Below are 14181 nucleotides of genomic sequence, written 5' to 3'. Positions count from 1 at the left end.
TAATTTATACTTTAAAAGTACAAATTAATTTTTTCCTACCAATACCCACTGACCCGAAGAGATAAGAGGTTCGGCTTGTTTGAACTTTAGGGTTTTACTTTCTCCATTCTGAACGTTCTTAATTACAACACGATCATTACGTCCAATTTTGGGAAGTTCGCGCACAATTGTCTCAACAGTGCTGGATCTACCTTGACCTGCATTACCGCCAATCGCTCTGTTCTTGGCAGCCATTTCTTCTGTATTCAAAACATCATCTTTACTGGTCTTTATTTTCTCTAATTTACTAGGTTTTTTCGCTTCTTTGATGGAATTATTATCATTTGAAGGAATAGTACCTTTTAGTAAAAAAGAAAGAACTTCTTTGTTTAGTCGAAGGATCATGGATTGGAATAATTCAAAAGCTTCGAATTTATAGATCAATAGTGGATCTTTTTGTTCATGAACCGCAAGTTGAACCGATTGTTTTAACTCATCCATTTTACGAAGATGATTCTTCCATGTTTCATCAATAATAGCAAGTGTAATATTTCGTTCAAAATCTTCAATAAGATTTTTACCCTTTGACTTATATGCTTTTTCAAGATGGGTAACAACTTTAAGAGTTTTATTTCCATCGGTAAACGGGACAACAATTTTTTCGTATTTGTTGTTAGGGTTTTCATAAACCTGCTTTATTACCGGAAAAGTAAGAGTTGCGTTGATCTCTGTTTTTTGTTGGTAATACTGATGAACAGTTTCATAAAGTTTATCGGTTAATGTTCGTTCATCAGTTGATAAAAACTCGTCTTCTAAAACCGGAGCTGTAATAGAAAAGTTACTGATAATTTCAAATTCGAAGTTTTTAAAATCATCACCTTGCTTGTTGTTAATTACAATTTCTTCACATACCTCGAAAAGCATATTGGCTATATCAACTTTTAAACGATCTCCTTGTAAGGCGTGTTTTCTTCTTTTGTAAATAACCTCTCTTTGAGCGTTCATAACATCGTCGTACTCAAGTAACCTTTTACGAATTCCAAAGTTATTTTCTTCAACTTTCTTTTGGGCTCTTTCTATTGACTTAGTCATCATTGAGTGTTGAATAACTTCCCCTTCTTCAAGTCCCATTCTGTCCATTACTTTTGCAACTCTATCGGAGCCAAAAAGTCGCATTAGGTTGTCTTCTAAAGAAACGAAGAACTGAGAGCTTCCAGGATCTCCTTGCCTTCCAGACCTACCTCTTAACTGTCTGTCTACACGTCTTGAATCATGACGTTCGGTTCCAATAATTGCAAGACCTCCATTGGCTTTTACTTCATCAGACAGTTTTATATCTGTTCCACGTCCAGCCATGTTTGTTGCTATAGTAACAACTCCTGGATTACCAGCTTCTGCTACAATATCGGCCTCTTTTTTGTGAAGTTTTGCATTAAGTACGTTGTGTTTAACTTTTCTGATGTTAAGCATTTTACTCAGTAATTCAGAAATCTCTACCGAAGTAGTTCCTATTAGAACAGGTCTTCCAGCTGCAGATAGTTTAGAAACTTCCTCAATTACTGCATTGTACTTCTCTCTCTTAGTTTTATATATAAGATCATCTTCATCTTTTCTTGCGATTGGTCGGTTGGTTGGAATTTCTACAACATCTAATTTGTAGATCTCCCAAAATTCTCCCGCTTCAGTAATTGCCGTTCCTGTCATTCCAGAAAGTTTATGATACATTCGGAAGTAATTTTGAAGGGTAACGGTAGCAAATGTTTGGGTTGCTGCTTCAATTTTTACATTTTCTTTTGCTTCAATTGCTTGATGTAGTCCGTCCGAATATCGCCTTCCATCCATAATACGACCGGTTTGCTCATCGACAATCATAACTTTATTATCCATTACAACATACTCGGTGTCTTTTTCAAAGAGTGTATAGGCTTTAAAGAGTTGTGTCATTGTATGAATGCGTTCACTCTTTATTCCAAAGTCCTTGAAAAGAACTTCTTTCTCAGAAGCTTCTTGTTCAGGAGCTAAATTCGAATTTTCAATTTTAGCAATTTCCATTCCTATGTCTGGAAGCACAAAAAAGTTATCTTCTTGAACACTTTGAGATAAATATTCAACTCCTTTTTCTGTAAGATCGACTTGATTGTTTTTTTCATCAATAACAAAATAAAGTTCTGCATCAATTATATGCATCTCTCTATTGTTGTCTTGCATGTAATAGTTTTCAGTTTTTTGAAGTAATTGTTTAATTCCTTCTTCACTTAAAAATTTGATTAAAGCTTTATTTTTTGGTAAACCTCTATATGCTCTCAAAAGTAAAATGGCACCTTCATCAGAATCTCCAGCTGCAATTTTTTTCTTAGCTTCCACAAGAACTGAAGCTAATAATGTTTTTTGTTTTGTATAAAGGTCAGCAACCTTTGGTTTTAGTTGGTCAAATTCATGACGATCCCCTTGAGGAACAGGTCCTGAAATAATTAGTGGTGTTCTCGCATCATCTACTAATACAGAATCTACTTCGTCCACAATAGCGTAATGATGTTTACGTTGAACTAAATCTTCAGGTGTGTGAGACATATTATCTCTCAAGTAATCAAATCCAAATTCATTGTTAGTTCCGTACGTTATATCTGCTAAATAAGCTTTTCTTCTTGCTTCACTATTTGAAGGGTGGTGGTCAATACAATCTAATGTAAGACCGTGAAATTCAAATAACGGAGCCATCCAAGCGCTATCTCGTTTAGCTAAATAATCATTTACAGTTACTAGATGTACTCCTTTTCCTGTTAATGCGTTTAGATATACGGGTAAAGTTGCTACTAGGGTTTTTCCTTCCCCAGTTTGCATTTCAGCTATTTTTCCTTGATGTAATGTAATTCCACCTATTAACTGAACATCATAATGAATCATGTCCCAAGTAATAGCTTTTCCAGCTGCATCCCAACTATTTGCCCAAAGAGCTTGATCGCCTTCTAGGACAACATAGCTTTTCTCTTGAGCAAATTCTCTATCCTTTGAGGATGCTGTTACTTTGAGTTGTTTATTGTCTACGAAGCGTCTAGCAGTTTCTTTTACAACAGCAAAAGCTTCAGGCAAAATATCATCTAAACATACTTCGGTGATTTTTAAGGCTTCAGATTCTATTGTGTCAATTCGATTATATATATCTTCTCTTTGGTCAATATCAGTAATTCCTTCTAACTGAGAGTTTAATTGTTCTATTTCGTTATCTATTGATTTACGAGCCTCTTTAATTTTAGCTTTGAACAAGGAGGTTTTCTCTCTGAGATCATCGTTAGATATTTTTTCAAATTCAAGTTGATGTTTATTTATTTGATCCACCAAATGTTGGATGGCACGTATATCTTTTTTCGACTTGTCGCCGACGAAAGTTTTCAATATTGTATTTAAAATACTCATAGGGCTTCTAAATTTAGCAATCAAATTTAAGTAAAAAAAAAGCCTCCGAAGAGACTTTATTAAGATAGTTATTTAGTATTCGTCTTCATTCCAAAGATAATCTTCATCGGATGGGAAATCAGGCCATATTTCTTCAATGGATTCGTATACATCTCCTTCATCCTCCATTGATTGTAAATTTTCTACAACCTCTAATGGAGCTCCAGTTCTTATTGAGAAATCGATTAATTCGTCTTTTGATGCCGGCCAAGGTGCATCACTAAGGTAGGAAGCTAGTTCTAATGTCCAGTACATGAATTTGTTTTTTGCAAAAATAAATTTTTATCACAAACTGGCAAGAAATTTTAAGTGTTTTTACTAGGGTATCCATTTTATTTCCTCAACATTAAAGTCATGAGCAAATTTTCTAGACAATGTGAATAAATAATCTGACAAGCGGTTAATATAAAAAATAATCACTGGATTTGTTTTTGATGTGTCATTTAACTCAGTTATGAAACGCTCCGCTCTTCTACAAACACATCTTGCTAAGTGGGTATTAGCAACACAGGAATGTCCTCCAGGGATTACAAAATTCCTTAATACAGGAAGTTCATCGGTCATTCTATCAATCCATAATTCTATATCTTTTACATCATCTTTTTGAATTAGATCGATTGTTAAATCTGATGATTCATTTGCTAATTCTGAACCAATTAGCATAAGATTCTTCTGTATTTTAATCAATTCTTTTCCCTGTTCTTTTTTTATATCTTGACTTCTAATTAAGCCAATCCAGCAATTAAGTTCATCAACAGTTCCGTAAGCTTTGATTCTAATATGGTGCTTTGGAACACGTTCTCCAGAAAACAAACCTGTGGTTCCATTATCACCAGTTTTCGTGTATACTTTAATCTTCTTCATTCCTCATTTTCTTTTTTCTTAAATCGTAGCGTTTACGGAAGCTAAGTTTCCTACCTTTTTTTTTCTTAAAAACAAAATTCCGAATCAAAACATACCCTACAATTAGTCCAATAAGGTGTAAAATACTTTCGTTCATTTTGTAAAATTATAAATTTTGAGAGGATTACTTAAAAAACCCTTAGGGAAAAAAATTCTTTGGACTGTTGAGGCCTTTGAATTATGATTCCATAAAAATATAAATCCATGATAATGTGTTTAGAGTTTAAAATAAATAAATTCCATTCCTCTCGTTGAAAATGTAATTCATCAATTAGGGTAAGATGAGGAGCATTTATTAATCTAATGTCCTCTATTTGCTGCGATAGTGGTTTATTTGTATCGTAGATAATTTTAAATTTTTCAATCTTAAATTCAGTTTCAACTGTTTCGTTAAAACTTTTTAGATTTTCTAAAATCAGACTTAAAGTCAACTTATTTCTTTTTGAATTAAGAGGGAGGGATTTTTTCTTCTTAAAATTAGAATTATAAAAACAAGAACATACTAATGAATATAAAAATGGAGAATGAACACCATGTTGATTTGTTGCTTTAAGTTTGAATAACTGGTATTTAAAGTAATGTAAGATCATTTTTTACGTCTAAGAATACTTGCTAAACAAGAAAGTAGGAGTAAGAAAAACGTAAAATTAGCTATACGGGCAATGTAGTCTCCATACCGGGAATAAAATGTTAGGTTTTTGTTGAGACCAACTTTACCAATCAGAGCGCCTTTTTCTTCATAGGGTAACGTTTTTATTATTTCTCCTTTATGATTTATAAAAGCACTTATTCCAGTATTCGCACTTCTGGCTATTGATCGACGATTTTCAATTGCCCTAAGCCTTGCATAGCTCAACAATTGTTTGTGCCCTTGTGTGTTTCCCCACCAGGCATCATTTGTTAATATTGTAAAAAAGTCAGCTCCATTTCTGGCATATTCCGTAACATATTCACCATATATAGATTCATAGCAAATAATTGGCGCTACTTTAGTTTCGTTTATGCTGTGGCTAAAAACAGTTCGTTCAGACTGTATTGCCCTGCTCGATACAGTACCGCCTAAGTCCAGCATAAATTCCCCTAATAGAGGTTTAAAAAAGCTTTTGTAAGGCATGTTTTCAACGCCAACAACCAACTTAGATTTATGATAAATTTGAGACTTTTGCTTTGGAGCGCTCAGGATTGCACTGTTGTAGAAATCTGCCCAAAAACCCTCTTGAATTTTATTTGCCGTTTCTGTAGGTTCATTTTTGGATCTATATAACTTATAAAATTGAGTCCCAGAAATTAGATTTAAATTTTTATGAGAAGCTATGAATTCTTTCAAAGAAATATTGAATTGAGAATTTTCAAAAATATCTATATCAAAACCACTTCTTTCAGTAAAAAAAGTTTCTGGAGTAACAACAAATGAGGTTTTGTCTGTAATTAGTTCTGAGGTAAGATTAATTAATGAGTTTTTGAAATCTTCGTTTGTTAATTCATATTTTTCATCATAAGGATCAACGTTTGGCTGAATTACTATTACCTCTGAAAATGTTTTAGGTTCCTCTATTTTATTCAATATAATTAAAGAACAGACTATGGGTATTGCAATCCATATAAGACCGGGAACACACTTTATTATGATTTTTTTGAAATCAGATTCTTTTTTAAATTTTTTAAATTGAAAAAAGAAAAAGAAATTAAGTGCTAAAACCCATACTGAACCACCGAAAACACCCGTATATTCATACCACTGAATCCAGTTGATGTATTCCGAAAATCCATTTCCTAGGTTCAGCCACGGCCATGAAAAGTCCCATAATAGGTGAAATTTTTCAAAAGAAATCCATGATGAAACTAAGAAAACAGCAGCGCCAATTTTTGATAAATGTTTTAAAGACCAATGGTATAAAGTAATTAAGATTGCAAAAAAACTGCTATTACATAAAATTGCAAAAGTTGCTCCAAATACCGAAGAATTATAAATCCACCAAGTCGTCCAAATGTTCCAAATTAAAAAGGTGATGTATGAATAAGCAAAAACGGTTAAGTTTTTATTTTTAATAGAGGAATCTGGTACTTCATTTACAAAATGTAGAATTGGGACAAGTGCAAAAAACAAAAGCAGAGGTGATCCATATGTTGGCCATCCCAAGCTTAGTAATATGCCCGAAAGAAGAATGTGCTTATAATACTTTTTCAAAAAATTAATTTTTCGAAAGTTAATTTTTAGTTTTTAATTCTAGATCTCTTTGTTGTGTTTTTTTACAAAAATCAATTTATTTTTATTTTTTAAATTTTTGTTTCTTCTTTTAAATCAAACTCTTAATAAAACTATTATTTTAGTAGAATATTTAATACTATGATAAGAAAAAGCATACCACATATATTCACTTTTCTAAATTTATTTTTTGGGTGTGCAGCTGTTTTTTTAGCATTCTCTCATTATTTTACAGCGGCTCTAATAGCAGTAATTTTAGGAGTTTTTTGTGATTTTTTCGACGGCTTTTTCGCAAGACTTTTAGGTGTTGAAAGTGATTTAGGGGTCCAGTTAGATTCGCTTGCGGATATGGTTACAAGTGGACTTGTTCCAGGTGTTATAATGTATCAATTATTAGTTATTTCTGGCTCTCATAGTATTGACTTTAGCTTTAATTTCCAAGGTTTCAATTTAGTTTTTACTTTAGTTCCATTAGCTTTAATTGGTTTCTTGATTACTTTAGGTGCTGCATTTAGATTAGCGAAATTTAATTTAATAACTGAAAAAGTGCCTTACTTTAGAGGGGTTCCTACCCCGGCAAACGCTCTTTTTATTGGAGCACTTCCATTATTTTTCAACCATCCTTTACTCGTTAATTCTAAAGATTTTCTTTTAACCCCTTTTGCATTAATTTTAATTACAATCCTTTCTGTTTTTTTTATGAACATCCATTGGAAAATGATTGCTTTGAAGGGGTTTACTAGATCTAATCCTATGAGTATATTAATGCCTCTAATTCTTTTAGTTCTAGTAGTTCCGGTATTTTATTTTTTTGGTTTATCAGGATTTGTGATCGCAATAATACTTTATATATTTCTTAGTTTATTGGAAAATGTTCTTGGAATTTAGAATTCCAATTTGGTCTTTCTGAGTTCAAAATTTTGACCCAAATAAACTTTCCTAACCATTGGGTCTGCTGCGAGCTCTTCAGGAACACCTGCTTTTAAGATTCCTCCTTCAAACATTAAATACGTTTTATCGGTAATAGCTAATGTTTCTTGAACATTATGATCAGTAATTAAGATTCCAATGTTTTTGTTTTTAAGGTGAGCTATAATACGTTGTATATCCTCTACAGCAACAGGGTCTACCCCTGCAAAAGGTTCATCTAATAAAACAAATTTTGGGTCAGTTGCTAATGCCCTTGCAATTTCAGTTCTTCTTCGTTCTCCACCAGATAATAAATCCCCTCTGTTTTTTCGAATATGATTTAATCCGAATTCTTCAATCAAGGATTCCATTTTATCATTCTGTTCCTTTTTACTTAAAGATGTCAATTGTAAAACACTCAAAATGTTATCCTCTACACTTAATTTTCTAAAAACAGAAGCTTCTTGTGCTAAATATCCTATTCCATTTTGTGCTCTTTGATACATAGGATAGTCAGTTATTTCGGTGTTATCTATGTGTATAGTCCCTCCATTTGGTTTAACTAATCCAACAATCATATAAAAAGAAGTTGTTTTACCCGCACCATTGGGTCCTAGCAATCCTACAATCTCTCCTTGATTAACTTCAATTGAGATTCCTTTTACAACTTCTCGTCCTTTGTATGATTTTACTATATTTTCTGCTCTTAACTGCATCGTTATTTTTTTTCTTCAAGAACTTCCCAATATTCAAAAGCTCTTCTTAGATGAGGGATTACTATAGTTCCACCAACTAAAGTAGCAATTTCTAGACTTTCCATTACTTCAGTTCTTGTGATTTTTTCTTTGAAACATTGTTCTAAATGATATTGAATACAGTCATCACACCTCAATACGGTTGAGGCAACAAGACCAAGTAATTCTTTTGTTTTCCCATCTAAAGCACCTGCTTTAAAAGCATTGGAGTCTAGATTGAATATTCTTTTTAAAACCTTAGAGTTTTCATTCAAGATTTTCTTGTTCATTTTTGAACGATACGAATTAAATTCATCTACTTTATCAGACATTTTGAAGCTCTTTTTGTTGACGTTTATAAACTACTTTAGAAATAAAAATACTTACTTCATAAAGTATTAATATTGGTATAGTTACTATTATTTGACTTGCAATATCAGGTGGAGTGATTACAGCGGAAAGTATTAAAACAAGAACAATAGCAAATTTCCTGTTTGACTTTAAGAATTGAGGAGTTACGATGCCAATTTTAGTTAAAAAGTAAATTAAAATAGGAAGTTCAAATATTAATCCTGAAGAAAGTACAGATGCACGCAACAAACTAATGTAGGAGCTTAAATCAAAGTCGTTGAATACTTCATTACTTACGGTATAATTCCCAAGGAAATTAATAGATAAAGGGGTCACAATATAATACCCAAACAATACTCCTGTGAAAAAAAGTAGGGATGCAATGAAGATAAATCCTCTTGCATTTTTACGTTCTTTCTTTTTTAGTCCTGGACTAATAAACCTCCAAAATTCAAAAAGTATATAAGGAAAAGCAATAATAAATCCAGCTGTAATAGAGGTCCATAGATGAGCTGAAAATTGACCTGACATGGTTCTGCTTTGTATCCTGAAAGGCATTTCGTCGATGCATAAACTATTTCCTTGTCCCAAGGATTGAGATAATTCACAGAATAGTCGATACGTGAAAAAATCTACTTTTTTTGGACCAAATAAAATAACATCAAATATAAAGTCCTTGGCAATAAAAGCTGCTGTTGCTACAATTAAAATAGACATAGTAGCTCTAATTAAGTGCCACCTTAGTTCTTCAAGATGGTCTAGGAAAGACATTTCGTTAGGATTATTACTCATTATTCAATTCCTTCTTTAATTAAATCAAGGATGTGAACCATACCTAGGTAATATCCGGTTGAATCTTCTACTATTAGCTGACCTATATCTTTGCTTTTTAAGATTGTCATTACATCAAATGCTAGTTTTTCTGGATCAATCGTTATTGGATTAGCAGACATAATATCTTGAGCCGTTAAATTTCCAATATTGTCATGATTTTCTAACATTCTTCTTATGTCACCATCTGTTATTATACCTACAATCTTATTGTTCCTTTTTACAACTGTTGCTCCGAGTCTTTTTTTAGTAATTTCTGTAATAACTATTTTAACAGGTGAATTAGTTTCAACCGATGGACGTTCGTGTTTTTTTGCTAGTTCTCCTGCGGTTAAGTATAACTTCTTTCCTAATGCTCCTCCTGGGTGATGTTGAGCAAAATCATTTTCATTAAAATTCTTTAATTTTAATAAACATACCGCTAATGCATCTCCAACGGCAAGTTGAACAGTTGTACTTGTTGTAGGCGCTAAGTTATTGGGGCAGGCTTCTTTCTCAACGTATGTACTAATAACTTTATCGGCTGTTTTAGCTAAAAAAGAATCAGGATTCGCGGTAAATGCAATTACGAGATTCCCTCTTTTTTTTATGAAGGGAATTAAGGCTTGTATTTCAGGTGAGTTTCCACTTTTAGAAATACAAATTACTACATCTTTATCTTGAATTATTCCAAGATCTCCATGGATTGCATCAGCAGCGTGCATAAATACAGCTGCAGTGCCAGTAGAATTCAATGTAGCAACAATTTTCATTGCGATAACTGCACTTTTACCAATACCAGTAATTATAACACGTCCTTCAAAATTTGATAAATGCTCTACGGTAGAAACAAATTGATCATCTAAGGTAGAAATCAAGTCAAAAATTGCTTTTGATTCTAACTCAAGGGTTGTTTTGGCATTTGCTAAAATCTGGTCTTTATTTGACAATTGTTTGATTTATTTTATAAAATTAATTTTGTAAGCCTTATATTGTAGTGGTACAAATGTAAATAATTTTGATTCAAAGACGTAATTAAATGTCGCATACTCTACTTCAGAAGGAACTTAAAAAGTATTTTGGGTTTACAGAATTTAAAGGCTTGCAAGGTCCAGTAATCGAAAATCTTCTAGAACGCAAGAATTCTTTTGTAATTATGCCAACAGGAGGAGGTAAATCGTTATGTTATCAACTACCTGCTTTAATGTCTCCGGGAACAGCAATTGTGGTTTCTCCTCTGATTGCTTTAATGAAAAATCAAGTAGATGCAATTCGAGGGATTTCTTCAGAAGACGGAATTGCACATGTGCTAAACTCATCTCTCACAAAAACCGCTATACAGCAGGTTAAATCTGATATTGTTCATGGGGTTACAAAACTTTTATATGTCGCTCCAGAATCTTTAGTTAAAGAAGAGACCATAGAATTCTTGAAAACAGTAGACCTATCTTTTCTAGCAATTGACGAAGCGCATTGTATATCTGAATGGGGACATGATTTTAGACCTGAATATCGAAATTTAAGGGTAATGCTTGAGAAAATCGAAAAAGATTTACCCATAATTGCTCTCACAGCTACTGCTACTCCTAAAGTTCAAGAAGATATATTGAAAAATTTAAAGGTCTCCGATGCAACTCTTTTCAAAGCGTCTTTTAACCGACCTAATTTATATTATGAAGTTCAACCCAAAAATGAGGATGTAGAATCTAATATTATTCGTTTTGTTAAACAAAATCAGGGTAAATCTGGAATTATTTATTGTCTTTCAAGAAAAAAGGTAGAACAATTAGCACAAACACTTCAGGTAAATAATATAAATGCAATTCCTTATCATGCAGGGTTGGATAACAAGACAAGAGCTAAAAATCAAGATATGTTCCTTAAAGAAGATTGTGATGTAGTTGTTGCTACGATTGCTTTTGGTATGGGAATTGATAAGCCTGATGTTCGTTTTGTTATTCATCACGACATCCCTAAAAGTATTGAGAGTTATTATCAAGAAACAGGAAGAGCTGGTCGCGATGGAGGAGAAGGACATTGTTTAGCTTTTTACTCGCACAAGGATATAGAAAAACTTGAAAAGTTTATGGCTGGAAAACCCGTTGCTGAACAAGAAATAGGTTTTGCTCTTTTAAATGAAATGGTTGCTTTTGCAGAAACCTCCATTTCAAGAAGAAAGTTTATCCTTCATTATTTCGGTGAAGAATTTGATAACGAAACTGGTTTGGGTGGCGATATGGACGATAATATGCGTTTTCCAAAAAAACAAATAGAAGCACAAGATCAGCTTCAAATCCTTATTGAAGCTATAAAACAAACGAGAGAGCAATTTAAATCAAAAGAAATTGTAAAAACTCTAATTGGCGAACCTAATGCTGTGATTAATAGTCATAAGGCTTCAGAATTAGAGGTTTTTGGTAAAGGTAAAGATACAAGAGCCTCTTATTGGATGGCCTTAATAAGACAAGCAATTGTAGCTAAGTTTTTAAAAAAAGAAATAGAGACTTATGGTGTTGTCAAAATAACTGAAAAAGGAAAAGAATTTTCAAAAAAACCATATTCCTTTTTGATGACTGAAGATCACGATTTCGCATCTTATAGAAATACGAATACTGCTTCAAAAAAGTCAGCAGTTGCAGATGAAAATCTATTGAACCAGTTAAAGGGTTTAAGAAAAAATGTCGCTGATAAAGTAGGAGTGCCCCCGTATACTGTGTTTCAAGAGAATTCTTTAACAGAAATGTCTTTCAAATATCCAATATCTTTTGATGAGCTTAAGAATATAAATGGTGTTGGTGAGGGTAAAGCAGCTAAGTATGGTAAGCAATTTCTTAAATTGATTGAATCGTATGTTGAAGAAAATGACATTACCAGGCCGGATGATTTAATAGTTAAAAGTACAGGTGCTAATTCTGCACTTAAACTTTATATGATACAAAATGTAGATCGTAAATTACCTCTTGATGACATTGCGGCTGCAAAAGGAATGAATATGATTAAGTTTGTTGAAGAAATGGAAACTATCGTTTTTTCTGGTACTAAACTTAATATAAGCTATTGGATTGATGAAATTCTTGATGAAGATCAACAAGAAGAATTACACGAATATTTTATGGAAGCAGAATCAGATGATGTTGCTCTAGCCATTGAAGAGTTCGAAGGAGATTACGAAGAGGAAGAAATTAGACTTTTCAGAATCAAGTTTATGAGTGAAGTTGCAAATTAATTTTTTCTTTTTTACTAGAAGAAGTATTCACTTCTTTATCTTTGCAGCTTTAAAATAAACAATACTAGAAAGATGAAAGACGGTTTATACGCTAAGTTTTCTACTCCAAAAGGATCTATTTTATTATCATTAACTTTTTCTGAAACTCCAGGAACTGTAGGTAATTTTGTAGGTTTAGCAGAGGGAACTATTAAAAATGATGTCAAAGAGGAAGGGACTCCTTATTACGACGGTTTAAAATTTCATAGAGTAATCGAAGATTTTATGATTCAGGGAGGTTGTCCTCAAGGATCTGGAGTTGGAGGTCCTGGATATCAATTTAATGATGAGTTTCATCCAGAATTAAAACACGACAAGCCTGGTGTTTTATCAATGGCAAATGCTGGTCCTGGAACTAACGGGAGCCAGTTTTTTATTACACACATTGCTACTCCTTGGTTAGACGGAAAACATACGGTATTTGGTTCTGTTGTTGAAGGACAAGACGTGGTTGATTCAATTGCCCAGAATGATACGATTGACTCTTTGGAAATTATTAGAGTAGGGGCAGAAGCCGAAGCTTTTAATCCAGTTGAAGCGTTTGAAAATTTCGAAGCAAATCGTTTAAAATTAATTGAAGAACAAAAGAAAGCACAAGCAGAAGCTTTAAAAGAAGTAACTCAAGGTTTTGATCAAACGGATTCTGGATTGTTTTATAAAATAGAAACAGAAGGTTCTGGAGCTAAACCAACACAAGGTCAAAATGTTTCGGTTCATTACAAAGGAAGCTTACTAGACGGAACAGTATTCGATTCTTCTTATAACAGAAATGCACCAATTGATTTTGCTTTGGGTGTTGGACAAGTAATTAAAGGTTGGGATGAAGGAATTGCTCTACTATCGAAAGGATCAAAAGCAATATTCATAATACCATCGGATTTAGGTTACGGTTCAGCAGGAGCAGGAGGGGTTATTCCACCAGATGCTACATTAAAATTTGAAGTAGAATTAATAGACTTTAAATAAGGAATTTATTTCCATTTAATATTACAACCCATACTCGGAAATTGATTTTCGGATATGGGTTTTTTATGGATTAAATTAAATGAAGCTGCTCTGAGGTCTTCTCCTGTTATAGGAGTTCCAGATTGTGGACGCGAGCTGTCATAACGACCTCTATAAACTAGTTTTTTGTCCTCATTAAATAAATAGAAATCAGGGGTGCATGCAGCATCATAAGCTTTTGCCGTTTCTTGAGTGGGATCATACAAGTATGGGAAGGTGAAAGAGTATTCTTCAGATAAAGATGCCATAAACTCTGGTTTATCTTCAGGGTAATTTTCAATATCATTACTTGAAATAGCAATTGTTTCAATTCCTTTTTCTTTTAATTCTGAAGCAAGTTCTGTTAAGTGTCCCAGTAAATGAATTACAAAAGGACAATGATTACACATAAATACAATCAGCGTTCCTGCTGCTCCAGAAAGTTCGTTTAAACTGACTTTTTTATTAGTATTAACATCCAATAAATTAAAGTCAGGAGCTGTATTATTTAAAGGGAACATTGTTGAGGGAGTAAGTGCCATTTTTTAGTTGTAATAATTATATGTAATTTCATTAAAAAAAATAAC

Annotated in this window: 12 protein-coding genes; 3 read left to right on the top strand and 9 right to left on the bottom strand. The window is 32.9% G+C overall.

The window, feature by feature from the left end:
* Positions 1-24: 24 nt before the first annotated feature.
* The 4 genes from secA to lnt all read right to left on the bottom strand — a co-directional run bounded on the left by secA (position 25) and on the right by lnt (position 6523).
* Positions 25-3393, bottom strand: a complete 3369-nt coding sequence (gene secA, locus NG655_RS06675) for a preprotein translocase subunit SecA (RefSeq protein ID WP_252158550.1) — start codon at positions 3391-3393, stop codon at positions 25-27.
* Between the two features lie 72 nt (positions 3394-3465).
* Positions 3466-3687 carry a DUF2795 domain-containing protein gene (locus tag NG655_RS06670; RefSeq protein WP_252158549.1) on the bottom strand — a complete coding sequence of 74 codons (222 nt, stop codon included), beginning with the start codon at positions 3685-3687 and terminating at the stop codon, positions 3466-3468.
* A gap of 63 nt (positions 3688-3750) precedes the next feature.
* Positions 3751-4287, bottom strand: coding sequence for a cob(I)yrinic acid a,c-diamide adenosyltransferase (locus NG655_RS06665; protein ID WP_252159097.1), 537 nt, complete (start codon positions 4285-4287; stop codon positions 3751-3753).
* 634 nt (positions 4288-4921) lie between these two features.
* On the bottom strand, positions 4922-6523 hold the full coding sequence (gene lnt / locus NG655_RS06660; RefSeq protein ID WP_252158548.1) for an apolipoprotein N-acyltransferase: 1602 nt from the start codon (positions 6521-6523) through the stop codon (positions 4922-4924).
* Positions 6524-6682: 159 nt separating this feature from the next.
* On the opposite strand from lnt, the gene NG655_RS06655 reads away from it, so the two are divergent.
* Positions 6683-7429, top strand: a complete 747-nt coding sequence (locus NG655_RS06655; RefSeq protein ID WP_252158547.1) for a CDP-alcohol phosphatidyltransferase family protein — start codon at positions 6683-6685, stop codon at positions 7427-7429.
* Here the strand turns inward: NG655_RS06655 and lptB are convergent.
* The 4 genes from lptB to NG655_RS06635 are packed head-to-tail and all read right to left on the bottom strand — an operon-like array spanning position 7426 to position 10295.
* Complete coding sequence (gene lptB / locus NG655_RS06650; protein WP_252158546.1) at positions 7426-8166, bottom strand: LPS export ABC transporter ATP-binding protein; 741 nt, start codon at positions 8164-8166, stop codon at positions 7426-7428. The two genes, NG655_RS06655 and lptB, sit on opposite strands and share 4 nt — an antisense overlap.
* A gap of 2 nt (positions 8167-8168) precedes the next feature.
* Positions 8169-8516, bottom strand: a complete 348-nt coding sequence (locus NG655_RS06645) for a carboxymuconolactone decarboxylase family protein (RefSeq protein WP_252158545.1) — start codon at positions 8514-8516, stop codon at positions 8169-8171.
* The gene (tatC, locus tag NG655_RS06640) at positions 8509-9306 is read right to left on the bottom strand and encodes a twin-arginine translocase subunit TatC (RefSeq protein ID WP_252158544.1); all 798 of its coding nucleotides are present in this window, start codon (positions 9304-9306) and stop codon (positions 8509-8511) included. Before tatC ends, NG655_RS06645 begins: the two co-directional genes overlap by 8 nt.
* A gap of 20 nt (positions 9307-9326) precedes the next feature.
* Positions 9327-10295 (bottom strand): KpsF/GutQ family sugar-phosphate isomerase, encoded by a 969-nt coding sequence (locus tag NG655_RS06635; RefSeq protein WP_252158543.1) that lies wholly within the window; start codon positions 10293-10295, stop codon positions 9327-9329.
* 89 nt (positions 10296-10384) lie between these two features.
* Between NG655_RS06635 and recQ the strand changes: the two genes are divergently transcribed.
* Both recQ and NG655_RS06625 read left to right on the top strand, forming a co-directional pair.
* Entirely contained in the window at positions 10385-12571 is a 2187-nt protein-coding gene (gene recQ, locus NG655_RS06630) for a DNA helicase RecQ (protein ID WP_252158542.1), read from the top strand.
* A gap of 72 nt (positions 12572-12643) precedes the next feature.
* Positions 12644-13576 carry a peptidylprolyl isomerase gene (locus tag NG655_RS06625; protein ID WP_252158541.1) on the top strand — a complete coding sequence of 311 codons (933 nt, stop codon included), beginning with the start codon at positions 12644-12646 and terminating at the stop codon, positions 13574-13576.
* Between the two features lie 5 nt (positions 13577-13581).
* On the opposite strand, the gene NG655_RS06620 is transcribed toward NG655_RS06625, so the two are convergent.
* Positions 13582-14136, bottom strand: a complete 555-nt coding sequence (locus tag NG655_RS06620; RefSeq protein WP_252158540.1) for a thioredoxin family protein — start codon at positions 14134-14136, stop codon at positions 13582-13584.
* Positions 14137-14181: the final 45 nt, after the last annotated feature.

The sequence above is a fragment of the Candidatus Arcticimaribacter forsetii genome (assembly GCF_910589745.1).
Taxonomy (GTDB): Bacteria; Bacteroidota; Bacteroidia; order Flavobacteriales; family Flavobacteriaceae; genus Arcticimaribacter; species Arcticimaribacter forsetii.
The sequence above is the reverse complement of the archived record's forward strand: the minus strand, read 5'-3'. Positions and strand labels throughout refer to the sequence as shown.